The sequence below is a fragment of the Nitrospira sp. genome (assembly GCA_029194675.1).
Classification (GTDB): Bacteria; Nitrospirota; Nitrospiria; order Nitrospirales; family Nitrospiraceae; genus Nitrospira_D.
On sequence record JARFXP010000004.1, the window covers coordinates 394,286 to 419,434 of the forward strand.

The 25,149-nt window shown below is 56.2% G+C and carries 26 protein-coding genes and 2 pseudogenes; 19 read left to right on the forward strand and 9 right to left on the reverse strand.

Annotated elements, in window-relative coordinates; translation table 11 throughout:
• Nucleotides 1–276: 276 nt before the first annotated feature.
• Nucleotides 277–522 carry a type II toxin-antitoxin system HicB family antitoxin gene (locus P0120_20420; protein ID MDF0676675.1) on the forward strand — a complete coding sequence of 82 codons (246 nt, stop codon included), beginning with the start codon at nucleotides 277–279 and terminating at the stop codon, nucleotides 520–522.
• Complete coding sequence (locus tag P0120_20425) at nucleotides 506–748, forward strand: type II toxin-antitoxin system HicA family toxin (protein ID MDF0676676.1); 243 nt, start codon at nucleotides 506–508, stop codon at nucleotides 746–748. The genes P0120_20420 and P0120_20425 overlap by 17 nt, the downstream gene beginning before the upstream one ends.
• A gap of 212 nt (nucleotides 749–960) precedes the next feature.
• Here the strand turns inward: P0120_20425 and P0120_20430 are convergent, their stop codons facing one another.
• The gene (locus P0120_20430) at nucleotides 961–1,794 is read right to left on the reverse strand and encodes a metallophosphoesterase (GenBank protein MDF0676677.1); all 834 of its coding nucleotides are present in this window, start codon (nucleotides 1,792–1,794) and stop codon (nucleotides 961–963) included.
• A 124-nt stretch (nucleotides 1,795–1,918) separates the two neighbouring features.
• On the opposite strand from P0120_20430, the gene P0120_20435 reads away from it, so the two are divergent.
• The 3 genes from P0120_20435 to P0120_20445 all read left to right on the forward strand — a co-directional run bounded on the left by P0120_20435 (nucleotide 1,919) and on the right by P0120_20445 (nucleotide 5,074).
• Nucleotides 1,919–2,965, forward strand: a complete 1,047-nt coding sequence (locus tag P0120_20435; protein MDF0676678.1) for a tRNA pseudouridine(13) synthase TruD — start codon at nucleotides 1,919–1,921, stop codon at nucleotides 2,963–2,965.
• A gap of 67 nt (nucleotides 2,966–3,032) precedes the next feature.
• Nucleotides 3,033–4,277: a TIGR00300 family protein gene (locus P0120_20440; protein ID MDF0676679.1), complete on the forward strand. Its 1,245-nt coding sequence runs from the start codon at nucleotides 3,033–3,035 to the stop codon at nucleotides 4,275–4,277.
• The gene (locus P0120_20445) at nucleotides 4,274–5,074 is read left to right on the forward strand and encodes an arginine deiminase-related protein (GenBank protein MDF0676680.1); all 801 of its coding nucleotides are present in this window, start codon (nucleotides 4,274–4,276) and stop codon (nucleotides 5,072–5,074) included. Before P0120_20440 ends, P0120_20445 begins: the two co-directional genes overlap by 4 nt.
• 83 nt (nucleotides 5,075–5,157) lie before the next feature.
• Here the strand turns inward: P0120_20445 and P0120_20450 are convergent, their stop codons facing one another.
• A complete protein-coding gene (locus P0120_20450; GenBank protein ID MDF0676681.1) occupies nucleotides 5,158–5,517 on the reverse strand; it encodes a hypothetical protein in 360 nt (119 codons plus the stop codon).
• A gap of 176 nt (nucleotides 5,518–5,693) precedes the next feature.
• Here P0120_20450 and P0120_20455 point away from each other — a divergent pair, with 176 nt between their 5' ends.
• On the forward strand, nucleotides 5,694–6,716 hold the full coding sequence (locus tag P0120_20455) for an NAD(P)-dependent glycerol-3-phosphate dehydrogenase (protein ID MDF0676682.1): 1,023 nt from the start codon (nucleotides 5,694–5,696) through the stop codon (nucleotides 6,714–6,716).
• Nucleotides 6,713–7,468: a nickel pincer cofactor biosynthesis protein LarB gene (gene larB / locus P0120_20460; protein MDF0676683.1), complete on the forward strand. Its 756-nt coding sequence runs from the start codon at nucleotides 6,713–6,715 to the stop codon at nucleotides 7,466–7,468. The genes P0120_20455 and larB overlap by 4 nt, the downstream gene beginning before the upstream one ends.
• A 22-nt stretch (nucleotides 7,469–7,490) precedes the next feature.
• On the opposite strand, the gene P0120_20465 is transcribed toward larB, so the two are convergent.
• Complete coding sequence (locus P0120_20465) at nucleotides 7,491–7,916, reverse strand: hypothetical protein (protein ID MDF0676684.1); 426 nt, start codon at nucleotides 7,914–7,916, stop codon at nucleotides 7,491–7,493.
• Between the two features lie 304 nt (nucleotides 7,917–8,220).
• On the opposite strand from P0120_20465, the gene larC reads away from it, so the two are divergent.
• The 5 genes from larC to rsmA are packed head-to-tail and all read left to right on the forward strand — an operon-like array spanning nucleotide 8,221 to nucleotide 12,609.
• Nucleotides 8,221–9,438 carry a nickel pincer cofactor biosynthesis protein LarC gene (gene larC / locus P0120_20470; GenBank protein ID MDF0676685.1) on the forward strand — a complete coding sequence of 406 codons (1,218 nt, stop codon included), beginning with the start codon at nucleotides 8,221–8,223 and terminating at the stop codon, nucleotides 9,436–9,438.
• The gene (locus tag P0120_20475; protein ID MDF0676686.1) at nucleotides 9,435–10,436 is read left to right on the forward strand and encodes a hypothetical protein; all 1,002 of its coding nucleotides are present in this window, start codon (nucleotides 9,435–9,437) and stop codon (nucleotides 10,434–10,436) included. Before larC ends, P0120_20475 begins: the two co-directional genes overlap by 4 nt.
• A 58-nt stretch (nucleotides 10,437–10,494) precedes the next feature.
• Entirely contained in the window at nucleotides 10,495–11,508 is a 1,014-nt protein-coding gene (pdxA, locus tag P0120_20480) for a 4-hydroxythreonine-4-phosphate dehydrogenase PdxA (protein ID MDF0676687.1), read from the forward strand.
• Entirely contained in the window at nucleotides 11,498–11,815 is a 318-nt protein-coding gene (locus tag P0120_20485) for a hypothetical protein (GenBank protein MDF0676688.1), read from the forward strand. The genes pdxA and P0120_20485 overlap by 11 nt, the downstream gene beginning before the upstream one ends.
• 2 nt (nucleotides 11,816–11,817) lie before the next feature.
• On the forward strand, nucleotides 11,818–12,609 hold the full coding sequence (gene rsmA, locus P0120_20490; protein MDF0676689.1) for a 16S rRNA (adenine(1518)-N(6)/adenine(1519)-N(6))-dimethyltransferase RsmA: 792 nt from the start codon (nucleotides 11,818–11,820) through the stop codon (nucleotides 12,607–12,609).
• 139 nt (nucleotides 12,610–12,748) lie between these two features.
• On the opposite strand, the gene P0120_20495 is transcribed toward rsmA, so the two are convergent.
• Complete coding sequence (locus P0120_20495; GenBank protein MDF0676690.1) at nucleotides 12,749–13,387, reverse strand: OmpA family protein; 639 nt, start codon at nucleotides 13,385–13,387, stop codon at nucleotides 12,749–12,751.
• An 18-nt stretch (nucleotides 13,388–13,405) separates the two neighbouring features.
• Nucleotides 13,406–14,617 (reverse strand): hypothetical protein, encoded by a 1,212-nt coding sequence (locus P0120_20500; protein MDF0676691.1) that lies wholly within the window; start codon nucleotides 14,615–14,617, stop codon nucleotides 13,406–13,408.
• 942 nt (nucleotides 14,618–15,559) lie between these two features.
• Here P0120_20500 and P0120_20505 point away from each other — a divergent pair.
• Nucleotides 15,560–16,483, forward strand: coding sequence for a GGDEF domain-containing response regulator (locus P0120_20505; protein MDF0676692.1), 924 nt, complete (start codon nucleotides 15,560–15,562; stop codon nucleotides 16,481–16,483).
• 34 nt (nucleotides 16,484–16,517) lie between these two features.
• Here P0120_20505 and P0120_20510 read toward each other — a convergent pair whose 3' ends face one another.
• A complete protein-coding gene (locus tag P0120_20510) occupies nucleotides 16,518–17,312 on the reverse strand; it encodes a right-handed parallel beta-helix repeat-containing protein (protein ID MDF0676693.1) in 795 nt (264 codons plus the stop codon).
• Nucleotides 17,313–17,585: 273 nt separating this feature from the next.
• Here P0120_20510 and ybgF point away from each other — a divergent pair, with 273 nt between their 5' ends.
• Nucleotides 17,586–18,077, forward strand: a complete 492-nt coding sequence (ybgF, locus tag P0120_20515) for a tol-pal system protein YbgF (GenBank protein ID MDF0676694.1) — start codon at nucleotides 17,586–17,588, stop codon at nucleotides 18,075–18,077.
• A 28-nt stretch (nucleotides 18,078–18,105) separates the two neighbouring features.
• On the opposite strand, the gene P0120_20520 is transcribed toward ybgF, so the two are convergent.
• Complete coding sequence (locus tag P0120_20520; GenBank protein MDF0676695.1) at nucleotides 18,106–18,612, reverse strand: DUF2726 domain-containing protein; 507 nt, start codon at nucleotides 18,610–18,612, stop codon at nucleotides 18,106–18,108.
• Entirely contained in the window at nucleotides 18,609–19,808 is a 1,200-nt protein-coding gene (locus P0120_20525; GenBank protein ID MDF0676696.1) for an anhydro-N-acetylmuramic acid kinase, read from the reverse strand. Before P0120_20525 ends, P0120_20520 begins: the two co-directional genes overlap by 4 nt.
• A gap of 149 nt (nucleotides 19,809–19,957) precedes the next feature.
• Between P0120_20525 and P0120_20530 the strand changes: the two genes are divergently transcribed.
• The 3 genes and pseudogenes from P0120_20530 (at nucleotide 19,958) to P0120_20540 (ending at nucleotide 22,611) form a co-directional block, all read left to right on the forward strand.
• Complete coding sequence (locus P0120_20530) at nucleotides 19,958–20,908, forward strand: metal ABC transporter substrate-binding protein (protein MDF0676697.1); 951 nt, start codon at nucleotides 19,958–19,960, stop codon at nucleotides 20,906–20,908.
• Between the two features lie 37 nt (nucleotides 20,909–20,945).
• Entirely contained in the window at nucleotides 20,946–21,737 is a 792-nt protein-coding gene (locus tag P0120_20535; GenBank protein ID MDF0676698.1) for a metal ABC transporter ATP-binding protein, read from the forward strand.
• Between the two features lie 83 nt (nucleotides 21,738–21,820).
• A pseudogene (locus tag P0120_20540) lies at nucleotides 21,821–22,611 on the forward strand (IS5 family transposase).
• 111 nt (nucleotides 22,612–22,722) lie between these two features.
• Here the strand turns inward: P0120_20540 and P0120_20545 are convergent.
• The gene (locus P0120_20545; GenBank protein MDF0676699.1) at nucleotides 22,723–23,019 is read right to left on the reverse strand and encodes a hypothetical protein; all 297 of its coding nucleotides are present in this window, start codon (nucleotides 23,017–23,019) and stop codon (nucleotides 22,723–22,725) included.
• Between P0120_20545 and P0120_20550 the strand changes: the two genes are divergently transcribed.
• Together P0120_20550 and P0120_20555 are read left to right on the forward strand one after the other, a co-directional pair.
• Entirely contained in the window at nucleotides 23,005–24,249 is a 1,245-nt protein-coding gene (locus P0120_20550) for an RHS repeat-associated core domain-containing protein (GenBank protein ID MDF0676700.1), read from the forward strand. The genes P0120_20545 and P0120_20550 overlap by 15 nt on opposite strands.
• A gap of 59 nt (nucleotides 24,250–24,308) precedes the next feature.
• Nucleotides 24,309–25,069, forward strand: a pseudogene (locus P0120_20555) (IS5 family transposase).
• The last annotated feature ends 80 nt before the right edge of the window (nucleotides 25,070–25,149 follow it).

Genomic DNA, 25,149 nt, shown 5'->3' on the forward strand with positions numbered 1-25,149 from the left:
GGCGAGCAGCTCAATGGTGGAAGAGCCGTTCTGCAAAGTTTTCTCGACTTCCTACCGCACCTCACGTATGACGTCGCCAAAGAACCCATATTGTTCTGCAATAGAGTGGCACTATGGAGCGAATCATCAGCCGTGGCCGGAACATAAAACCGAACATTTCTGCATTGGGAGAAAGCGGACATTTCTATTTGGGTTTGGCATTGGCTTCAGCATCGCTTGCACCCCGGCTGGAACGAGGGTATCCTGAAACCCTCAACCGGTGACCAACGAGGTGCCATGGCCCCCCTGCAACAAACCATTAAAGCTGTGATTCGCGCCGGTGACGAGGTCGGCTATGTCGCGGAGTGTCTGGAGATTGCTGTCGTCACGCAAGGGCGGACGCTGGATGAAACGGTGAAGCATCTTCAAGAAGCCACCGCCCTGCATCTGGAGGGAGAGCACCTGGCTGATTTTGGGTTGAGAGAGAAACCCACCTTGGTGCTGACCATGGAGCTGGATCCAGCCCATGCCCAAGCTTCGTAGACTCGCCGGTCGCGAAGTCCTGAGCATCCTTCAGGGCTTTGGTTTCCAGCAAGCCTCCCAGCGAGGAAGCCATATCAAGCTGGTCCGTGAGGTCGCAGGAGCGCGTCAGGTGTTGACGGTTCCTCTCCATCCTGAAATAGACCCTGGAACTTTACGCGCCGTTTTTCGTCAAGCCAGTCGCTTCATTGCAGAACAGGACCTCCGCCCACACTTCTACACGTCATAAGGCTGGAGCCGTTCAGAGCGACCAGAAAAAGGCGCCATGAACCATCCCGAAGTGTTCATTGGCGATGAGAGGATAATCGAATTCATCAATTGGACGCACGGTTGGTAGGTTCCGGTATCGTAAAATCGTTCAGTGGCTGAAAGCTCTCGGGTTTCAGCTCGACCGGCAGGCTGCCGGTCGTCATGAGGCCGGGTCAACCCCTCGGTCTGTTCCTAAACCCACTCAATCACGGCGATCTCAGGCCGACAGTTGAAACGAAACGGGAGAAAGGACCAACCTAGCCCTCGGTTGACGTACAGTCTGTGTTGACCTGATTCGTGCCAACCGGCCACGCGGCCATTACAGCCAGGGGGAAGCCAGAAGGTGGGTATTCCCGGCACCCTCCACTGGCCGCCGTGACTGTGTCCGCAAAGAATCAAATCAATGGCATGATGCGGCTCGACATAGTCGAGGATATTCGGCGCATGGGCCAGCAGCAACGTAAAGCGATGGTCGGCCTGAGGCGGAACACATCGCAGATCAGCACGATGAAGCGATGGATCATCGACGCCGACGATTGCCAGTTCCCCCTTTCCCGTCGACACGACGGCACTTTGGTTCACCAGCAGCGTGATCTTGTGTCGATCGGCAAGCTCGGAAAACTGTGACACAGGCACTCCGCTATAATGGTCGTGATTGCCCAACGTCATGTACAGGGGTGCGATGGCGCGGAGCCGTTCAAGGAAACGAAAGAGGTGAGGCAGACCTTCCGGTACGTTGAGCAGATCCCCGGTGATGAAAACCCAATCAGGGTGGAGTTCCCTCACGGTTTCGACAATACGATCATGCCTCGGATGATATCGATCCAGGTGTAGATCCGTGAGATGGACGGCGCGACGACCGGCAAAGGTGCCATGTACCAGGATGTGCTTCGTAACCTCATGATCGGAGAGACCGACTTCCCATTGTGGGACGAGACTAAACGTTCGATAGAGTGGCTCGCTTAAGCAATGCCCGATAAACGATCGCGCGCGATCAGGCCATGACACCGCCCGTCGCCTGCTCATTCTGCAACCTGTCGTTTGCCTGATCGATTCCGCATGGACGAGAGGAGTATACCATGGGTTTGTTTCTCACCAGATTTGATAGCACATTTCCTCGAACAGCCGGCATGCAGACAAAGGAAAACGCGTGACGCTACCAATCGACCCTTTCCTCACCGACAACTTGCCTGGAATCGGCGGACAAATCCGCACCCTGCCCGAAGATTTCCAAGTCGAAGAACGGCCGCTCTATCTTCCTTGCGGTGAAGGCGAACATCTGTACGTGACCATCACTAAACGTGGTCTTTCCACGCCGGATCTCGTCCGTCGACTCTCATCTTCATTGGGGATCAAAGCACAGGCCATCGGTGTGGCAGGACTGAAGGACGCGCGAGCCGTCACGACCCAGATGGTATCCTTGCAAGGCATCCACCCGGAACAACTCTCTCGCCTCAGAATTGATGACACCGTCCTAAACGTACAGATCCTCGGGCGCCATCGTAATCGGCTACGAACCGGCCATCACTCCGGCAATCGCTTCCGTTTAATCATCCGCAATGTCGCCGGTCACTCGGCTGAAACCGTGCCGGCCGTCCTTCAACAACTGAGCACACGCGGTGTGCCCAACTACTTCGGCCCTCAGAGGCAAGGGAAGGACGGTGAGAACTATCGCATCGGCGCTCTATTGCTGCATGATGCGCGGCGGCGCGAGAGGATGAATCGCGCCACACGCATCTGGTATCTCAACTCCTACCAATCATTCTTGTTCAATCGAATACTTGCGCGAAGGATCAGCCATCTCGACAAGATCTTCGTCGGTGATTGGGCCATGAAGCTAGAGAATGGCGCCTGCTTTCAAGTCGAGGATGCCGACAAGGAACAGCCGCGCGCGAATCGTTTCGAAATCAGCCCGACAGGCATCCTCTTCGGCTCGCGCGTGTCCTGGGCAAGTGACGAGCCTGGTAGCATCGAGGAGGCCGTCATCTCCGAAGCAGAGGCAACGAAGGAAACTCTCGTCGCCGCCGCGAAGGCTTGCGGATTCCGTGGCGAGCGCAGAGCGCTTCGCATCCCCCTCGCTGAACTAGAATGGTCTTTGGACGGGGATACCCTCACGCTCTCCTTCAGTTTACCTCCCGGTGCCTACGCCACAAGCGTGCTTAGAGAACTGATGAAGGTATTTCCCACCAACTCTTAGTTCCTCTCATTTTCTTTCTCCTGCCGCTGTGGATGGTACAATACGGGCACATTGAGTGAGTATCGCGATGAACCAATACCAAGAACGCGTATACCTTCAAGGGCACATCATCGACTCTCTCGTGCTGGCGAAGGTGTTGGATCTCATCCTGATGATGGGGGGAACATTTGACCTGGAAGATGTTCACATCGGAAAGACCAGGGAAGAACCGTCTCGTGCTCGTATCCGAATCCAAACAGGATCGAGACCGCTCTTAGACGATATTCTGAAGACGATTCAACCACACGGCGCCTCGATTGAACGTGAAGCAAACTGCCGCATCGAACAAGCGCCCGCCGATGGGGTGTTACCCGATGGCTTTTACGCCACGACGCATCTGCCCACCCAGATCCGACTCAACGGTCGATGGTTGGACGTGGATCGGATTGAGATGGACCTCGCCATCGTGGTCAGCGAGACGGGGTCCAGCGCCCAGGCCGTACCGATGGGCGAAGTTTGTCGTGGTGATCAGATCGTGGTCGGTCGGGAGGGTGTACGTGTCACACCACTGCAGCGTCCACTCGAACGGGACGTCTTTGGATTCATGGAGTCTCAGGTCTCGGCTGAACGGCCTCATGGCCATATCATCGCCGATATCGCGACTCGGATGAGGCAATTGCGAGAACGGCATCGACATGGACAGACGGATTCCAAAGTCTTGTTGGCGGGAGGACCAGCGATCATTCATGCCGGGGGCCGAGAAGCCCTCACCTGGCTGATTGAACAGGGATTTATTCATATACTGTTTTGCGGGAATGCGCTGGCGGCGCATGACATGGAAGCAGATCTGTTCGGCACGTCGCTCGGCTATGGGCTTACTGCCGGACGAGCTGTCCCGCATGGTCATGAACTCCATTTGAGGACCATTAACCGGATTCGTACAATCGGCAGCATTGAAACGGCAGTTACTTCCGGAGTGATCAAACAGGGGATCATGGCTGCTTGTGTCAGGCAAGGTGTGCCGGTGGTCATGTCCGGAACGATTCGCGATGATGGTCCCTTGCCCGGAGTGATAACGGATTCTGTTCACGCACAAAGCGCGATGCGCGCCTTGATCCCCGGTGTCGGGCTGGCTCTCCTTGTCGCCTCGACGCTCCACTCCGTGGCGACCGGTAATTTGCTGCCCGCTACCATCCCCACAGTTTGTGTTGACGTCAACCCGTCGGTCCCGACCAAGCTGGCCGATCGCGGGAGCTTTCAGGCCGTTGGCCTCGTCATGGATGCGGCATCGTTTCTGTCGGAACTCGCCCGGCTGTTGGGAAGGTCGACATGAGCCGCCTCCTCGTCTGTCCTCCTGATTATTTTGGGATTGAGTATGAGATCAATCCCTGGATGCGGCTTACTAATCGCGTGGATCATGGACGGGCGGTGCGACAGTGGCACGAATTGGTGCACGTGCTTGAAAAGGACCTGGGTGCCGTTCTCGAACGAATGACTCCCATTCCTGAGTTACCCGATCTCGTATTTACGGCGAACGCCGGCATCGCCATTGGACGGACCGCCGTCGTGAGTCGCTTCCGGTATCCTGAACGGCAACGAGAAGAAGCTCACTTTGAGAATTGGTTTCGTGGGCATGGCTATGAGGTGATGACGGTAGAAGCAGGCCTGCATTTTGAAGGCGCGGGGGATCTCCTGGGCTTTCCGGAATACTGGTTCGGCGGATATCGACAACGATCGGATATTCGCGTCTTCCCGGTCCTTAGCGAACATTTTCACCGAGAAATTATTCCGCTCGAGCTCGTCGATAGCCGCTTCTACCATCTGGACACCTGTTTCTGTCCCTTGAGCGGCGGCGAGCTCCTCTATTTCCCCGCCGCCTTTGATAGCTATGGCCAGACGGCGATTGCAGAACGTGTTCCGGACAAGTTGCGTCTCACTGTTCCGGAAGATGAAGCTCTGAAGTTCGCCTGCAATGCCGTCTGTGTCGGGAAAGACGTCGTCCTCCCTGTCGGATGTCCCACCACTCAGGCTTGGCTCCGCAGAAGAGGGTATGAAACCCACCAGGTTCAGCTCGATGAATTCATGAGATCCGGCGGCTCGGCTAAATGCCTTACGCTGGCGCTGGACTGAGAGAAGTCATTGGTCAGCAATCATTCGGTCGCGATCAATAATAACTCTTAACTAATGCCCAATGACGAATGACTCTTGACGAATCATCTTTTTCTGAACAAAAACGCTCCATACAGGCCGGCAATTGCGATCGTGACGAGTTCAATGGTCAGGAGCATACGGCTCACGACAGCTTCTGGGGCTGGAGGAGAGAGGATGAAATACATCCCGAGAAACTCCGGTGTCTGTGTCGGTGGTGTCTCCCATGGAGGAAACAATACGGCCAGAATCAGAACGATGACCATCCCGTAGAGCACCGTGAGATTGAGCTGGTGCGGTGTCGACGTAATGTGGGGTTGAGAAGCAGGCGGGCTATCAGATCGACCGTCGAGCCGCCGACCGCATTGGATACAGAAACGATTGATCTCCGGTTGTGACCGGCTACAGGCAGGACAGCTTTGCATAATCGGACCAAGGAAAGCTCACCGCATAGAGAGATTACAGGAAAGAAACGTGTTTTCCCAGTACCACTCCCGCCCACATGGCTCAAGCCGCCTTCATTGACAGGCCTTTGACGCCTTCCTATAATCCGCCCTCCTGAATGGATGGGTGATGATTTCGCCATGAGGCTGAATCGCGTATGCCGACCACGATCAACAAGATCGGCGTTATTGGAGCCGGAGCCTGGGGCACTGCCTTGGCAAAGCATCTGGCCGAAAAGGGTCTGGAGGTTCGTCTCTGGGCGCATGAGCATAACGTCGTCGACGCCATCAACTCCTCGCACGAAAACCCGGTCTTCCTCAAAGACGTCCCTCTTCCTCCAGGTTTGACGGCCACCTCCTCGCTCTGCGAGGCAGTCACGAACCGCGACGGGGTTCTGTTTGCCGTTCCTTCACACCTCGCCCGGTCCCTGTTGCATCAGTTGGCACTCTCCATCTCTGGTCCCCTGCCGTTCGTCTGTGCAACCAAGGGCATAGAAGAAGACACGGCCAAATTGATGACCCAGGTCATGGAGGACGAGTTGCCGCCGTCCATGCACCGCTCCTTCATGGTTCTCTCCGGGCCGAGTTTTGCGTCGGAACTGAGCGCGGGCCTGCCCACGGCCGTGTGTTTGGCCGGCACCGATCAGCAGTTGGTGCGGTGGTTTCAAAGTGCGTTGATGACGCCTGCGTTTCGTGTATACGTTGATACCGATACAATCGGCGTTCAGCTCGGCGGTGCCTTAAAGAATATCATGGCGCTGGCTGCCGGTGTGATCGATGGTCTGGACCTTGGGCTCAATGCCCGCGCGGCGCTCATTACCCGAGGCCTGGCTGAAATTATCCGGCTGGGCGTGGCAATGGGAGCCGATCCTCGCACGTTCTATGGACTTTCCGGGGTCGGCGACCTGGTGCTGACCTGTACCGGCACACTGAGCCGAAACCATTCGGTAGGCGTTCGGCTGGGCAAGGGAGAAAAGTTGGAGACGATATTGGCCGGAATGCAGGCTGTCGCAGAAGGGATCCGGACGAGTCGTGCAGCACTCACGTTAGCCCGTCGCTATCAGGTCGATATGCCGATCATACAAGAAATCAACGCCGTTCTGTATGACGACAAATCTTGCAGACAGGCCGTCCGTGATTTGATGGAACGGGACGCCAAATCAGAGAAAGGACGGACATGAATCCGGAAGGACTCGAACGGCTGTTACAACAGGTCCATCAAGGACATGTTACGGTGCAACAGGCGCTTCAGCGCTTGCGGTCACTGCCTTTTGAGGATCTGGGCTTTGCCTCGCTCGATCATCATCGGTCGTTACGACAGGGGTTCCCCGAGGTGGTCTTGTGTGAAGGGAAAACCCCGGCGCAGGTCGTCGCCATCGCGCGGGCACTCATCAAGAAAGAGGGGCCGTTTCTGGCGACTCGCGCCGATCCATCGGTCGCGCGTGCCATTCGCCGTCTGGATCGGCGCGCACAGTACTATCACGATGCACGCATTGTGGCGATTCACTCGTCCAGGCAGAAGCACCATGGGCATATACTCGTGGTCACCGCTGGAACTGCGGACGTGCCCGTGGCGGAAGAAGCCCGTGTGACCGCAGAAGTGATGGGAAGCCACGTCGAACGGCTGTATGATGTCGGTGTCGCCGGCATCCACCGGTTGCTCGGAAAGAAAGATCGGCTGTTTGAGGCACAGGTCGTGATCGTCGCTGCCGGGATGGACGGCGTCCTGCCGAGTGTGGTGGGAGGTTTGGTCCACTGTCCCGTCATTGCCGTGCCGACCAGCCGAGGCTATGGTGCGAGTTTCGGCGGAGTTGCTGCGCTGCTGACCATGCTCAATTCCTGCGCGGCGGGTGTGGGAGTGATGAACATCGACAACGGATTCGGCGCGGCCTGCCTCGCGCACCGGATCAATATGTTGGGGGCGAAGAATTAGGCGCGGAAGAGACAATGGGACACTATTTCACTTCCAGCATGCCCCGCTTCGGCCAAGCAACCATCACGGTGCGTAACCCCTTCTCTCCGTTTGCCAACAACTTTGTCCGCACTTCATACGAATAGGTGCCCACCTCGGCAAGTTGTTTGCGGTGATCCTGCCCATCCCACGCAAGTTCGACGGCCACTGTCGATCGTTCCAGCTCCCTAGTTTCCGCTGGTGGGATGAGAAGAGGCTGTCGGTGCGTGAGGAATCGGAGCGAGGTCTTCGAAGGTGAACTAATGAGCGATGTCACCTCAAGAATGAGGTCTCCTTTGACTTCTTTCGGAAGCCGCACCGTGACGGAAAACTGAAGAGGCCCGTCGCCCAGAGTATAGGGTGTCGGCGCAATGGTGAGTTCGACGATTTTGAGCCCAGGCTCGGGCCTGGGAACGCGAGGGGGCTTCACCTTTGAGAGACTGTCTGCTGGAAAGAATGCAGCCAGACAACCGCAAAGGGCGAACAACAGGAGCAGGATTTTCGGAGGATGTCGGTTGTTCGAGGACTTCAATGAAAAACCAGAATCTACTTTCATGGGTGAAAATGGCTGGCTCGCCACGATGCACGGTGAATGCGCTCAACACATTGTTAGGGGGATAACATAGCATCCCCGGGGTGTCAACGAAGCGTCGACAATGAAGCATCGATTGCCGTTCGGCAAGACGTTTGGGTAAGATGTCCGGTCATTTTACCTGTGGCAAGTGAGGAACTCGGTGGGCCGCCATTTACACTTCGATTGTTTCTCCGGCGTCAGTGGAGACATGGTCTTGGGCTCACTGGTCAGCGCCGGGCTCTCGTGGACAGAGTTAATTAACGGCCTCAAACGCCTACAAATCAACGGTTACCGACTGCGAAAGCGTGAGGTGCATCGTGGCGCGCTCCCGGCGATAAAGGTCGACGTGATCGTTCAACAGGGGTTTCAACGGCCGCTGACCCTCTCACGTATCCGAAAGATCCTTGCCGGCAGCACGCTGCCTGGGCCGGTCAAGGAACGGAGTCGGTCGGTCTTCGATCGGCTGGCTGAAGCGGAAAGCCATGCCCACCGAGTCGATGTGAAGGAGGTTCACTTTCACGAAGTGGGGGTTGTGGATTCGTTGATCGATGTCGTCGGAGGCGTACTCGGTTGCCATCTCTTGAACATCACCCGAGTCACATCGTCTCCCATCAATGTAGGGGCCGGTTCCGTTCAGACATCACACGGGCTCTTACCGGTTCCAGGACCGGCTGTGGCGGAGCTGGCGAAGGGAATCCCGATCTATGCCGCCGGCCCATGCTGCGAGCTCGCAACTCCTACCGGGGTTGCGCTGCTCAGCACATTGGCCTCGGAATTCGGCCCTATGCCGGCCATGAAAAGTATGGCAGTAGGATATGGGGCCGGCGACCACAATCCAGACGGGTGGCCCAACGCCTTGCGCGTGTTTATCGAGGAAGAGTCCACATCCGAGACACGTCAGACCGAGCGGGTGATGCAGATTGAGACGAATCTTGACGACCTCAGTCCACAGACATACGAATACCTCATGGAACAGCTCTTTCAAGTCGGTGCTATTGATGTCGCGTTGGCTCCCGTCGTCATGAAGAAAAGTAGACCAGGCGTCGTGCTGAGCTGCATGGTCACCGAAGACCGGACGGATGCCGTCCTCGAAGTTCTCTTCCAGGAAACAACCACGCTTGGAGTACGTTTTCACGAGGTACGCCGACGAGTCCTCCCTCGACGATTCATCGCTGTCAGGACCCGAGGCGGAGTCGTTCGCATGAAAGTCGCGGAAGTCGGCGCCGGATGGGAAAAAGCCTCCCCCGAATACGAGGACTGCAAGGCCATCGCAAAACGAACTGGTCGCCCCCTCAAGACGGTTATGGAGGAAGCACTGCTGGCCTATCGACAAGGATTCCCAAAGCACAGGATGATCAACTTGCGAGGCCGGGCGTGACCGTTCTGTACTACGTGCTCCTCTTTGTCGTTTCCGTTGCGGTCACGCTTGGTGGTTGCGCACTCTTTACCAATGCCATTGAATGGCTGGGCAAGCGGCGAGGTATCTCCGAGGGAGCCGTAGGCAGCATCTTTGCCGCAATCGGCACAACCCTGCCTGAAACCTCGATCCCGATCATTGCGATTTTCTTCGGCGAAAGCCGGGAAGAGGTTGAGGTTGGTTTGGGCGCCATCTTAGGGGCGCCTTTCATGCTCAGCACGCTGGTGTTGCCCATATTGGCCGTTTTGCTGTTGCTCTATGCACGAGCCGGCAAGCGGACTGCACGATTTCATCTCAACTATCGGGAAGTGCTGACGGACCTGACGTTTTTTATGATCGGATATTTTATCGCTTTGGGTTGCGCCTTCGTGCCCTCCAGGCTCATCCACCTCATCGCGGCCGTCATATTGATCTGTTTGTATCTCTACTACATGAAGCTCAAATTCGCACCGACCGAGGGCGAAGAAGGGGGTGAGTTGGAGCCGCTGATTTTCGACAAGGGCGCCGCCATACCGTCGTATGCAATGATCGGATTTCAGGCCCTCTTGGGTTTAGGCGGATTGATAGTGGGCGCCCATTTGTTCGTCATGGCGGCAGAATCGATGGCCGGCTTATTCGCCATGTCGCCGTTGATTTTGGCGCTGCTGATCGCACCGCTCGCCACCGAACTGCCGGAGATGTCCAACAGCTTTCTCTGGCTCTACCGCAAGAAAGACCGGCTCGCCGTGGCCAATGTCACAGGGGCCATGGTGTTTCAAGGCACCTTCCCGGTCACTCTGGGGTTGATCGGAACCGAATGGTCGATTGCACCATCGGCATTGACCACCATGATCTTGGCCGTGCAGGCGGTGGGACTCTGCCTCCTGCAGATTCTGATAGGCGGTCAGTGGCGGCCGTGGCTACTCGCCGCCGGGGCTCTGTTCTATGTCGGCTATACGGTGCATCTCTATGTCAACTGAATCGCGATCACTTCGCAAACGTTCCTCCTCTCCCCAACTACCTTTGCTGGGAATCACAATGGGAGATCCAGCCGGCATCGGCCCGGAAGTGATCGCCAAGGCTCTATCTGGAGCTCGCCTGCACAATGTTTGCCGACCGATCGTCATCGGATCGCTGCCTGTAATGGAGCGAACGATCAAGGCACTGAAGCTCAAACAGAGGGTCCTCGCTGTTGACGGCCATCAAACATTGATGCCGCAAAGAGGAACGGTGGCTGTGCTGGACCCGCTGGAGACACCGCTGGGAACGTTCAAGCCTGGTATCGCGGCAGCAGAGACCGGTGCCGCTTCGGTCGCCTTTATCAAGAAAGCTGTCGAACTGGCTCAGCTCGGCTGTATCCAGGGAATGGTGACGGCGCCCATCAATAAAGAAGCCATCAATATGGCCGGCTGCCGGTACCCAGGCCATACCGAATTGTTGGCCGATCTCACCCACGCGAACGAGTCAGGCATGATGATCGTGGGCGGGCCGTTACGCATCATGTTCGTCACGACACATGTCGCGATCAAAGAACTCTCGTTGCTGCTGACCCAAGCAAAGATTGAAAAGGCGATTCGTTTGGCCCAATTGGCGCTGACGACCTGGTTCGGCATCAAGCGTCCCAGGATAGGAGTGGCTGCCCTCAATCCCCATGCCGGTGAGCATGGATTGTTCGGCGATGAGGAAGCCCGCGTGATTCTTCCAGCCGCTCGTGCGGCCCAACAGAAAGGCATCCTGGCAAGTGATCCTCTACCGGCGGACACCCTATTCGGGAAAGCCGCGAACGGGTCTTTTGACGGCGTCGTCGCCCTCTACCACGATCAGGGCCTCATTCCCCTGAAGCTAGTCGCCTTCGGTACGTGCGTCAATCTCACCGTGGGCCTGCCTATCATCCGCACCTCAGTGGATCATGGAACAGCTTTTGATATCGTTGGGAAGGGCGTCGCCGATCCCGGAAGTCTGATTGAGGCCGTCAAGCTGGCTGCCAGGATTACTCAGAATAGAACGACGGAAACTCCAGCCACGAAGGGACGGGCCGGACGTGTCGCCTGATAGGTCGAAGGGGCTTACCGTGGTCCGGCAGCAGCTTGATGAATTGGAGATGCTCGAGAAACAGACATTTCAAGATCTGAACACCGTTGCTGGAACGGAGCGGGTAGCCAAATGGAAAGAGCGCACCGTGGCGCTTATCACCGATACCGTTGGCCATCTGGAAGGACAGGCGTTCACTCGTATCCAACCGGGACCGTCGTTTACCAATGACCTGGTCGAAGAGTTTACGGATCTCGTGGAATGTTATCGCTCGCCGCTGATAATACTAGCCAAGCGATTATCCCAGGCTCCCCCAACTGGGAGTTGAGGGTGGACTCCTCTTTCCCTCCTACAGCGATCAAACGGCTTGGACAGAATTTTCTCATCGACTCCAACATTGTCCGCAAGATCGTCGCGCTGGCTGAACTAACGCCGACCGATACCGTTTTTGAGATCGGACCCGGACGCGGCATTCTCACAGAAGCGCTCTGCCGTGCCGCCGGCCACGTGACGGCAATCGAGATCGATCCACGACTCCATGCTTACCTGACTGAACGACAGCCCCAGTTGTTGAATCTCACGCTCATCCTCGGCGATGCGATGACCTCTCCGATCGAACACCTTCCGATTGGCACCATCGTCGTCGCCAATCTTCCGTATAATTTGTCGACACCTCTCCTCTTTCGCCTTCTCGATCAGCGTCGCCGTTTTGCCCGCATGGTGCTCATGCTGCAAAATGAGGTCGTCGATCGATTGGTGGCCAAACCTGGAAGCTCAGATTACGGCGTCCTGTCCGTCATGACCCAATACTCGTCCGACATCACCAAGGCCTTCAAGGTCTCAGCAGAATGTTTCCGCCCTAGACCGGAGGTGAGCTCTGCTGTAGTTCTGCTAAAGGCCAGACATCAGAGAGGATTGAACCAGGAGGAAGAGCCCAAATTCGCAGCGCTGGTGAAAGCCGCCTTCGCGCACCGCCGTAAAACGCTGGTCAATTCGCTGAAAGATGAAGGGTACGAGCAGAAGCCGGTGACAGCAGCATTGAAGTTCCTCAATCTCTCTCCTTCCACCCGTGCGGAAGTCCTCTCTATCGAGCAGTTGATCGAACTGAGTCGCCGCATATAGGGGACGGGCTTCTCAAGTCTCCACCAATAGCAATTACCAGCATGGGACAAGCCGGCGGCAGACGGGATCCGAATCGATCTGAGATCGTGCACAGGCGAACCATCGATGGTTAAAAAGCATATTGTGCGGGCTCGGTACGCTACATGGGTCGCATGTGGATTTTGAACATGACGCGACGGCTTTTATCGCGGTCCAGCTGTCCGGCATCATTGTGTAGAAGGTTCTGTTTTCCACGCCCGTTCGCTGTGGCTTTCTGTAAGAAGCATTCATAAGCCCAAGGAAGCTTCTCGCGGATGACTTCCAAGCTTTTCGCCAACACCGCAAAAGAGCGGTCCTGACTGAGTCTCAGATTACGTATATCGTCCCCCAGATCGTCGGTGTACCCCTCAATGACAAACGCTTCCACTTCTTGACCACCAGATTGACAAGTGATTGCGGCGTAGTGAGGCATGGCCTCGGACAAGAAGGTTTCGGTGGTAGGGAGCAACGTGCTCTTCCCAAACTCAAAGTTGATCGCCGTATCCGGCACCGTGATCGTATGGACGTTCGGCCTTCTGGCTTCCGGCGGTGTATGGAGTGGGTCAAGTCTCGGTGTCATGTCCGTCGCTACGGTACGGCTCCTGACCGGATTGGTATTTCCCTCTTGGACTCGAGTCACATAGGTCACGAGCAAGAGAATGAAGATGACGGCGAGGGAGGTCATAAGATCTGCAACCCCGCTCGTCACCACGGCTGAGTTGTCACGACTGTCTTGTGCAAAGATCGACTTCATCCCCATCGTTCTCTCCGTGCCGTGTCATGTGAGGCGAGAGGACTTTCCTGGATCGGAGTCTTTATTCGCCGGACGCATATGTTCTACCGTCGCAGTTGTATTGCTCCTGAGTTTCTGGAACATCGTTTCCATCTCTGATGGAGACAGCTGCACCGGGGAAGATCGCTCTTTCATCGAGCGCTTGAGATCGTGAATGGCTTCCAGCAAGGAATTCATCATGGGTCTTAACGCCCGCTGAACCTCGTGACCGATCTCCCCGGGCAAATCATCACGTGTCATCGGTGAATGTTTGGAATTCAGCGCCGTAAGCGCTTGTGCAGCGGAGTTCAGAGCTGTGACGGTTGATCCGAGGCGTTGCTGCACGGCTTCTACAAGCTGATGCGTGGTATCGTTTCGGACAGGAGCGACTATGGTCGCTGGAGATCCGTTCGACGATGTGGAAGCCTGACCAGATTGATCGGCAGCTTTTTGAGGAAACATTTGGTCCAGGAGGGAAACACACTCTCGGTGTCGGTTGTCCAGCCGATGACAGAAACAATTTTCAAGGAGAGTGAACGCATTGGCGCAGGCCAAGCCGACGATGGATGTCACAAACTTTCCTGAGAGCCCGTTGATAAGACCTTGGATTCCATCGATCTCCGACCCATTCGCATGGAGTTTGCTGAGCCCGATCAAAATGGCAAGGAAGGTGAACATCAAACCCATACCCGTCATGAAGGCGGGAAGCTGTCTGTAAAAACGGATATTGAGCTGGGCTGTGCAGAGAGATTCGAACGAGAAAAACTCGCTTGCGGAGCGCTGGCTGTGGACTGTCGGCTCAAGAAACCAGGCAGATTGCTCTACCGCAAGAGTTTTGCGGTATGAGAGCCAGTCTCTGGCAAAAGCCTGCTCCGACCGTACCGCACGATCGAGGGCTTGCAGGTCATCAAGATCACGTCGCGTTTCCGCCGACTCATCAGGACGCGCCTGCCTTTTCGCCAACGTCGGAATGACAAGCCAGTCCTTGGACATCTGTTGGCGCGCCGATACCAGCGGCGCAACTGTTGCGTGGAACCGTGAAAGGGTCCGCCGAATTTGCACCAGACCTCGAATGAGCACCGCACTATGCCAAAGACAAAGGGTGAGGATACTCGCCGCGCCGATCCAGCTGAGCATAGGACTTTGAAGCCCGCCGACAGCCCTCACGTCGCGACTGAGCAGTTCCCAAAGAGCGGTAAACGGATCTACTTCATGCATCGGACGGACCTCGCTGGGGACCCAAGCCTCGATCTCAACAAAAGCAAAACTCGATCGTCTCCGTCAACTTCTGTGCCAGAGTGAAGAGTGTCGATAATGGGCCGTTTACGGCCATGATCTTGAGATACCGCAAGAGCTAAAAGGATATTCTTGCCGAGAAGGAGGCAATTTCTGCAGGGATCTGCCCTCCCCTAAGGTCGAGATAAAATTTTCCTCAGGTCGATTGAAAGTGGGGTTTCGTGTTATGGTTTGATATGTCTTTTGGCTTGGGATCACCAGAAGGTATCTCAAAAGCGACGGTTCCATGCTTTTAAGAACACGGTTGCGGCGGCTTACCCGAATTATCTGTGTGGTGTGCTCGGTAACGGGATGCGCAAGCGAATTCTCATTTTTCAGCGCCTCCGGAGAGCCGCTTCTGATTTCACGTCGTGGATATACATCAGACGAATGTACCCAAAAGGTTAAGGATGACGCTGCTCGCTTGGGCGTCACGTTACGATATGTTCACATCCGTGGCAGCGTCCTGGGTCGTTCGTTACTATGGCCCTTTGAACCGGGATACGCCTGTGAAGCTGCAATCGGCCCACCGCAGGGTCCAATCGGTACCTACCCGGGTGACCTCCGTATCATTTCTCACGGTTCATGACTCAATTGTTCCTCTCCCACTTCCTTTCTCCCTTTGAATTGACAGAACCCTGAGGCCGATGCTGTGGTCCACGATTTTCTCCAAATCGCTGGATGACCAGCTGACTGTCTTGCCTGCCTCTGCAGTGTCTCATCTGTAGGTGAATGTGCATCCCTCCCATGGAGCCTCGGTGAAGCTAAAATCGGAAGACACTGCTTCGACGATTCGCTTGTTGATTCAGGGGCTTTGGCTATACTTATCATGTGTGTGAAGCAGTGGTCGTGAGAGGGAGGGAGGAAGCATTGGCCCGGAGCGCGATGATTAAGGTCCTGTTGGTTGAAGACAACGATGTCGATGCGCGGCTGACTCAAGACATTCTGCTGGAATCGGACATGGAAGAATTCGAGGTCATCCACGTGACCCTCTTGAGTGACGCCTTTGCACGTCTGGCCCGAGCACGTTTTGACGCCGTCCTTCTCGACCTGTCCCTCCCCGACGGTTACGGACTCTCAACCGTGCGTCAAATGCAAGCCGCGAACCCGACCGTTGCCATCATCGTGCTGAGCGGACTCAATGACCAAACACTCGCGTTACAAGCCGTCCAGAACGGGGCACAGGATTATCTCGTCAAAGGAGAGGGTCAATCGGAGCTATTGATCCGTTCAATCCGCTATGCCATAGAACGGAAACGGGCTGAGGAGCGCCTGACCTACCTTGCCCAATATGATCAGCTGACGGGCCTTGTAAACCGCACTTTGTTTCGAGATCGCCTTATCCAAGCGATGGCGCGCAGCAAACGACTCCAACAGGCTCTCGGTCTCATGCTGCTTGACCTTGATCGATTCAAACCGGTGAACGATACCATGGGTCACGATGTTGGTGATCAGGTTTTGAAGGCCGTTGCGGAACGACTTCAACAGTGTGTGCGTGAGGTGGACACGGTCGCCCGCATGGGAGGAGATGAGTTCACGATTATCCTTGAAGGTCTGACGTGCGAAGAAGACATCACGCTTGTCGCACAGCGCATCACCAAGTTATTGGCGGAACCATTCCACCTTGGCCAGCACAGGGCGTTGATCGGAGTGAGTATCGGTATTACCGTCTACCCGACCGATGATCACGAGGTCGATGAGCTCTTGAAGCATGCCGATGCCGCAATGTATCGGGCCAAGCAGCAAGGGGGAAGCTCTTTTCAGTTTCACATCCCCGATGATTCGCCTTCCTCCACCCGCTTGAGTTAACGATCATCTACCGTTCGGGCGACTCTTGGCCGTTTCATCGTCCGATTTGAGCAAGCGGTTGATCGGAGACTGAATACGGACCCATAAGATTCGGTTCGAGTCGATTCATGGTCGGTAGGGCCGATGGCGCCGGGTTGGGGTGCGAATCGGGTGTCATGAGGATCCCCCAATGCTGATTGTTCCGACAGACATTGTCGAGAATCAACCCTTCGGCCTGCTGGAACAATAGAATGCCGCTCAGCATGTTTTCTTCACACAGATTCCGCACCAGTTCCGGACGACTGCCCGGATCCCTGACCGCGATGCCGAAATGGTGATTCTCAACACAGCGATTGTCTGCCACTCGCGGTTGAGCCCCAGCAAAGACGAAAATGCCCGACTCCCGATTGCGACACACTTCGTTGTCGGTGAATGCGACTCGACATTCGGGTCCATATAACACCACTCCCGACAAGATTCCTTCCATCGCTCGGCATTGCGTGATCATGCATGTGGAGTTGAGTATGTTGAGTGCCGAATGTTGATCGCTGCCGACATAGCGGAACGTGATGCCGGTAATCCACCCTTCCGGCACCTCTTGTAGATACAGCGGGCCGCCACGCCGGCAGAAGATTTGGACCCTATCTCGCCCGGCACCGACAAGCCGCACCGGTCGTTGAGTGATGACCAGCTTATCTTCATAGATGCCGGGACGAACATAGACCTGATCCGACGCACCGACATCCTTCAGCGCTGCACTGGGACTCGGATAACAGCGCCGATCGGCGCGGTCGACAACCAGGGTCCGTCCACCCAAGGGATTGGCCGGAATGGCCTCTTCACTCACCATGCTCTCCTCAGGAGATATTTATCGCTTTTCTTACGACGTTGACACGGAGCGAGCTCATTGAATACTGAATTCGTGGATGAGGGGATTCGAACCACTTTGTACAAATCTGTGTCTTCCTCTACACGCCGTTGAAGACGATCGAAACCGACGGACTTTGGAATCGAACAAAATTCTATTTTTTCAGCGGTTCTCGTTCATGCATGGTCATGGTTCTGGCATACCGATTGCGTATGTACGCTTCTCGACTGTCATCTAAGAAGATGGAGGCTCGTTATGCTCCGCAAAGGTATCAGAATTCTCATCTTCCTATTTATTTTCTTTCCGGTCGGCCAGTCCTTGGCCGCCCCCACTCAACGGCAGGACACGACCCGCCGATTATACGATCGCGTCATGGATGAATTTAGGCACCGCGACTATGAAGCAGCGATGGCAGGTTTCCGACTCTTCATCGAGCTGCATAGCCAATCCGCCTTAGCAGCCAATGCGCAATACTGGATCGGAGAATGTCAATATCGAATGAGGCGATATCGAGACGCGCTCAAGTCGTTCTATGACGTCGTGTCCAATTACCCGCTCAGCCCTAAATTGGCGGCTTCCACGCTGAAGCTCGGCCAGACGTACACGAAACTGGGCGATCACGAGACGGCACGACTGATGTTCGACCGGGTTGTTGAGGAATACCCCGATAGCCCGGAAGCAGAAGTCGCTCGCAAAGCCATCGAGGCTTCCCCCAGTGCCGAAGATTCGACGAATCAATCGCCGTAGAAACTCGGTGTTCGATTGAAGCGACTCGTCACTCCTCTGCAGTGATCCCCAGTCGTGCGGCGAGATCGGGAAGCGAATAGCTGTTCTTTGACGACAACTTCGTCAGCTTGATCCCCGCCGCGTCGAGCACCGACTCGATGACGTGCTGCCGTTCAATCTGATGAGGTTGCGAAGATTCATGCTCGATCTGCACGACCTGTTCGACACGGCACGACCCGGGATGGACCAAGACGAAATCGACTCGTTTGAGCGCGATCTGGCGCAAAACATCGGAACGCACCTTTGCCTCCGCTTCGACCTCGACGAAGGACCATAGCGGCACCTGACTAAACACGAGATAGCGCTCTTCGACGGCCATTTGCAGGAGGCTATACAACGCGACCTCCTCTTCCGCGAGCAAGCGGGCTGAACCGATGGTGACGCCGGGAGGAATGGCAAACGGCGAGGTCTGCTTCTTTCTTCGACGTGCCCTCCTCAGGTAGCGCCAAAGACCGATGATCACTGTGATGACCGAACCGACCAAAAGAATTTTCATCTCGTCTTACTTCCGTCCTTGCGCGATCGCAGCCGCTCGTACCAGTGCGGACCGCTTGGGACGATGCATCCCAACAACCTTGGGGACGCCGCCCCCGTGACCGATGGGACGTTCCCGCATTGTTCCATCACGGTTTGATACGCCAGGACGGCAAAAGCCACCGATTCCAGTGCCTTACTGTCCCAACCGTGTGCCTCAAATGGCGTGACCGGCGCTGGAGCAAAGATGTCAGCTAAATGTCCCATGATCGCCCGGTTCCGGACGCCGCCCCCACCCACGATCACGTCATCGATCCCGCCCTTGATCCACCGCCTTGCGGTCCCAACCGATTCGGCAGTCCAGCGGCTACAAGTGGCTAGAAGATCTTCAACCGATAACCGACGTGCTTGTTGCCAATTGAGTAGTTCATCCAGCATCTTCGCGCCGAACGCCTCACGACCGGTCGATTTTGGGGGTGCCTGAGAAAGATATGGATGCGCGAGAAGTTTGGCGAGTAACCTTGAATCGACCCGGCCTTTGGCCGCCAAACGCCCCTCGCGGTCCATCGAGACCCGCCCATTCGTGGTGCGTGACATGAGCCCATCGAGCACCATATTTGCCGGCCCCGTATCGAACGCGACGAGTTCCTCAGAGCCTGATCCGCGGGGAAGGTAGGTGACGTTGCTGATACCGCCAAGATTCACGATGAGCCGGGCGCGGCGCGGATGCCGAAACAGCAGTGCGTGGACCCCTGGGGTAAGCGGCGCCCCTTGTCCGCCGGCTGCGATATCGCGCGGGCGAAAATTGGCCACTGTCGTAATCCCGGTGCGTTCAGCAATGACTGCGGGCTCGGCGATTTGCAGTGTGGAGCGTATTGCGCCGACACCCGTATCTTTGATGCCATGCGGCAGGTGATGCACTGTTTGGCCATGAGATCCGATCAGGTCGACATTTTCCGGAGATAATTGAGCCGAGCGAATGACGCCTAAGGCGGCGTCGGCGAACCATTCGCCTAAGAGCGCATTCAGGTGACAAATATCCGCCACCGTTCCCGACGCCGATGCCGAGAGAATTCGTCGTTGCAGCGAACGGGGATAGGGAAGCGAATGAAACGCGAGCATCCCGACATGGAGACCGCCCTTCTGACGGACGATGGTGACTAACGCCGCATCGACTCCGTCCGCTGAAGTTCCTGACATCAATCCGACGACATTCATCTCCGGTATCCTTTCACCACCCGCACGAATGCCCAGAGGCCAACGGGTGTGCTACGCTAATCGAACTTTGGTGTGTGGTCAAGGAGTCGAATGGACAGGGCCTATGAGCGGTAACGCTCCCATGATCTCGTTGACACCATCATACGCGGATGCTACCGTCCCCGCCGATGTTTCTGGTCAACCACTTGCGGAAGTCGCCTGTCTTCTCTTTCCTCGTCGTACTAGCAGGCTTTGTTCTCCTCTCCGGCACTATTGCGGAGGCTCGTGACCCGATTCCTGTCGTGGTCACGATTCCCGTCCTGAAGGATTTGGCGGAACAGGTCGGCGGCCGGTATGTACGAGTCACTTCTTTGTTGAGCGGCTACGAAAACGAGCATACCTATTCACCCAAGCCCACCGATCTGGTCGCAGTACGGAAGGCCAGGCTGTTGCTGGAGGTCGGCATGGGACTGGAGGTCTGGGTTTCATCCCTGGTGAAGAACGCCGGAGACCAATCGTTACGTGTAATCACGACTTCCCAAGGAGTAGAACTGATACGAGACGACGCTGATGCTCATGGAGGGATGCATCCTGAAGGGGAAGCCGGGAATCCGCATATTTGGCTGGACCCTGAGAATGTCGCTATCATGCTGCGTCATATCACCCAAGCCTTCATCGAAGTGGACCCAAGTCATACAGCTGAATACCAGGCCAATCAAGCGGCCTACCTCCGACGGCTGGGTCAGGTGCAAAAGGAACTGATCGAGCGTACTCAGCGGCTATCCGACCGGCGTTTCATCGCCCATCATCCAGCTTGGCCCTATTTGGCAAAGCGATTCAGCTTTGACATTGTCGGCACGATTCAAATGCAGTCCGGCACAGAACCATCCGCCCTCCATCTGCAGTCTCTCATTGAGAAGGTGAGAAGAGAGAATATCAAGGTTGTCGTATCCGAGGTTCAACTCAGCCGGCGACTCCCGGAGCTACTGGCGAGGGAGACCAAGACCCGCGTCGTCGTCTTGACGGCGATGCCGGGCGGTTTGGCGGGAACCGGGACCTACCTCGACATGCTTCGCTATGATGTGCTCCAATTGGCCGGTGCATTGGAAACGACCTCGTAACCGTTCTCATCTAGCGCCGGAAGGAGCTTCGGATTCCGTGTCTGACCTCCGCGAACCGATCATCCGTTTCGACCATGCCTCCTTCGGATTTCCCGGGCTCATCGCGCTCAAAGACATTTCGTTGACTATCTACGAGGGCGAGTTCGTGGGAGTCATCGGCCCAAACGGATCAGGCAAGACGACGCTTTGCCGCGCCGTACTGGGGCTTCTCGCTCCAGTAGAGGGTCATCTTCATATCTTCGACTGTGCCTGTGATGAGCTCCGCTGCCACCATCGCGCAAAAATCGGCTATCTCCCGCAGAAAGGGGTCGTCGATCGGAATTTTCCGGTGACGGTCCTCGAAACGGTGATGATGGGTCGTTACGGAGCGCTGGGCCTGTTCAAACGCCCAGGGAGGAAGGATCGTGACATCGCGCTGGAGGCGCTGGCTCAGGTCGGAATGGAATCTCACAAAGACAACGCTCTCGGGCATCTGTCCGGCGGCCAGCAACAGCGCGTCTTCATCGCCAGGGCTCTGGCCCAGCAACCCAAGGTCCTGATATTGGATGAACCGACGACCGGTCTGGATATCACCACCCAACACAATGTCATTGAGTTAGTGCAACACCTTCACGACGAGCTCAAGCTGACGGTCCTTCTTATTACACACGACATTAATATGATTCGCTCAAGAGTGGATCGAATGGTTCTTCTCAAAACCAGACTCTTCGCCGCCGCTCCTCCAGCGGAGGTTCTCAAGCCGGAGATTCTTCACCAGGTGTACGGTAAAGACCTCGTTATTACAGAAAAAGATCTCGTCATCGTCGAAGATTACCATCATCACCACTAGGGCGTGTCCTCAATTAGTTTGGAGGATTCACAATAGCTTAGGTCTGTGATTCACTCTTCATAAGCCAGGGGAGGGGCTTATGGATGGGGCAACGGCGTTATGGATTGCGGGACGATCAGTGGAAGCGGATCGAAGGATGGCTGCCGGGGCGCGACGATACGGTTGGCGTGACGGCGAAGGACAACCGGTTGTTCGTGGCGGCGGTTTTATACCGTTACCGGGCGGGGATTCCCTGGCGGGATTTGCCGGAACGGTTTGGCCCGTGGAAGGCTGTGCACACACGCTTCACGCGCTGGTGCGAGCGCGGCGTTTGGGAAAATGTGTTCAAGCATCTGGCCGCTGATGCCGACAATGAATACGCGATGATCGACTCCACAATCGTGCGTGCCCATCAGCACGCGGCGGGGGCGCGTAAAAAGGGGGGCAGGAGACCAAAGACGTCCGCGAACAAGAAGCGATCGGGCGCAGCAAGGGCGGACTGACCACCAACATCCACGCCACATGCGACGCGTTGGGCAATCCCACGGGTGTTCACCTCACGCCCGGTCACGCGCACGATCTGCAAGGGGCCGATGTTCTCCTGCCGGGGGTTCTTGAAAAAATCGAAGCCTTGCTTGCGGATAAAGCCTTCGATGCGAGCGAGCGCGTTCTGGACCTTCTGAAGCAGGCGGGCGTTGAGAGTGTCATCCCGCCAAAATCCAGCCGCATGGAACAGCGGGAATACGACAAAGAACTCTATAAAACGCGCCACCTGATAGAACATTTCTTTGCCAAACTCAAGCACGATCGCGCCATCGCGACGCGCTACGACAAAACCGCCAGAAATTTCCTCGGCGCAATCTATCTCGCCGCCTCCGCCATCTGGCTCAATTGAGGACACGCCCTAGTTGTTAGCAGATTCCGAAACTAAACTCCGCGTCAACGAGACACGTCGCAAGGCAAAATCTTTGGCCCTGTGACATTGGTCCAATTCGGAGACAATTCCTCACCAGAGTAGACGAAGACCCAGAAGGGGACCAATCCCCTGTATCAAGACTTCGCCTATGCCTTTACCGCCGATGGGAATGTAGATCTGATCACGGATCCGATCAATGGCAATCAAGACTTTGGCTACGATGCCCTCGATCGGCTGACCACGGCCACGGGTCCCTATGACACCGGGGGCGCACCGCTCACGATCACCTATAGCTATAACCAGATCGGGAATATCCTGTCGAACAGTCAACTCACTGGAGGGACCTTTACCTATCCCACCAGTGGCGCGGGCGTGGTGCGGCCCCATGCCGTCCAGATCGCCGGCCCCTATCAGTACAGCTACGACAACAATGGCAACCAGACGGGCATCACGAGTACGCTCGGCGATTACAGTTCCAGTACGACGTTTAATGTCGATAATCGTTTGGCGAGCGCCGTGACCACGTTTGGCAGTACAACAGTGAACTCCACCTTCGTCTACGACGGCCAGGGCGGGCGGGTGAAGAAGATCGTGGGCACCACGACGACTCGCTACATCAGTAAGCTCTATGAGTGTGATACGACCGGGACCACCACCAGTTGCAGCCGGTTCATCTGGGCTGGCGACACCCGTATTGCGACGGTCGCCACGAACGGGACCGTGCACTACTGGCATGGGGACCATCTGGGCAGTTCCAGTGTGATCACGGACAGTACCGGGGTCAAGGCCCAGGCGCTCACCTATTCTCCCTTTGGCGGCCCGCGCACGAATCAGAGTTTCACCACCCCGGCCGTGGATGTGCCGTATAAGTACACGGGCAAGGAGTTCGACTACAGCACCGACTTCTACTATTATGAATCTCGGTACTATGACCCCTGGTTCGGTCGGTTTATCTCGCCGGATAGCATCGTACCGTATCTCGATGATCCGCAGTCACTCAATCGGTATGCCTATGCACGGAATAATCCGATGCTGTACACCGATCCGTCTGGGCACATCTTTGGGATTGACGATCTCATTATTGTTGCCATTGTCATCGGTGCGATTGTTGGCGCCGTCACCAGCGGCATTCAAAGCGATTGGAATTTACAGGCGACGTTACTCGGTGGTGTGATCGGCGGGGTGAGCGCGGGAGTAGGCTTTGGTACTTTTGAGCCGGCATCGGCCGCATTTGCCAGTCTTGGAGACATCGGATCTGGTATTGCTGGAGGCGCCGTCGCGGGAGCCGTGGCAGGAGGTACAAGTGGTGCCTTAGCGATGGCAGCAGGGTATAAGATCAACATCGGCTTGGCGATTGCGTCGGGGGCAGCCGCGGGTGCGATAGGTGGTGGAGCCTATGGTCAGTGGGGACAGTTGGGGGCGTTTGCCGCGGCTCCAATAGCTGGGGCCTCGGCTGCGGCTATTAGTGGGGCAGATCCAGGAGTGGGAGCGTTGATTGCAGCTAGTACCGCCGCGTTTTCGCTTGGAATACAAGAGCTATATAACCGGATTGAACCCTCCTTCCAAACGCAAGTGAAAGATAGTAAAGCTAGGGCGTGTCATCAATTAATTTTCTAGGTTCACAAAGCCATCGTGGTGTGATTCACTCCGTCCCAGGCCGAAGGAGGGGCCTGCGGATGGTGAGACGGTACGGGTTGCGGGATGACCAGTGGGAGAAGATTGAAACCCTGTTGCCTGGGCGTGAAGGCACGGTGGGGGTGACCGCGCAGGACAACCGGCTATTTGTGGAAGCGGTGTTGTTCCGGTATCGCGCGGGAATCCCGTGGCGGGATCTGCCGGAGCGGTTCGGAGATTTCCGAGTGATCCACACGCGCCATACGCGCTGGAGTCGACGCGGCGTCTGGCAACGGGTGTTTGCGCGTCTGGCCGAGGATCTCGACAATGAATACGCGATGATCGATTCCACCATCGTCCGTGCCCACCAGCACAGCGCTGGGGCAAAAGGGGGCACCAAGTGCAGGAAGCCATCGGACGCAGCAAGGGGGGCCTGACCACGAAAATCCACGCCACCTGTGACGCGCTGGGTAATCCGACCGGGTTTCATCTCACCCCAGGACAGGCGCATGATCTGGAGGGCGCCGATGTCTTGCTACCCGGCATTGAGGCGGATACCGTCATCGCCGATAAAGCCTTCGATGCCGATGAACGGGTGATTGAACCGCTGCGAAAAGCAGGGAAGACCATCGTCATCCCACCCAAATCCAACAGAACAACCCCACGTGAATACGATCAAGACCTCTCCCGAGCCCGCCATCTGATCGAGAACTTTTTCGCGAGACTCAAGCAATTCCGTGCCATCGCCACCCGCTATGATAAACGCGCCGCCAATTTCCTCGGTGCCATCTATCTCGCTGCTTCGATGACATGGCTTAATTGATGACACGCCCTAGTGCGGATCTTTTGGTTGCGAAGAATAACAGTGGCAGGCCAACGTCTCGCGATGTTCCACGAAGTGGA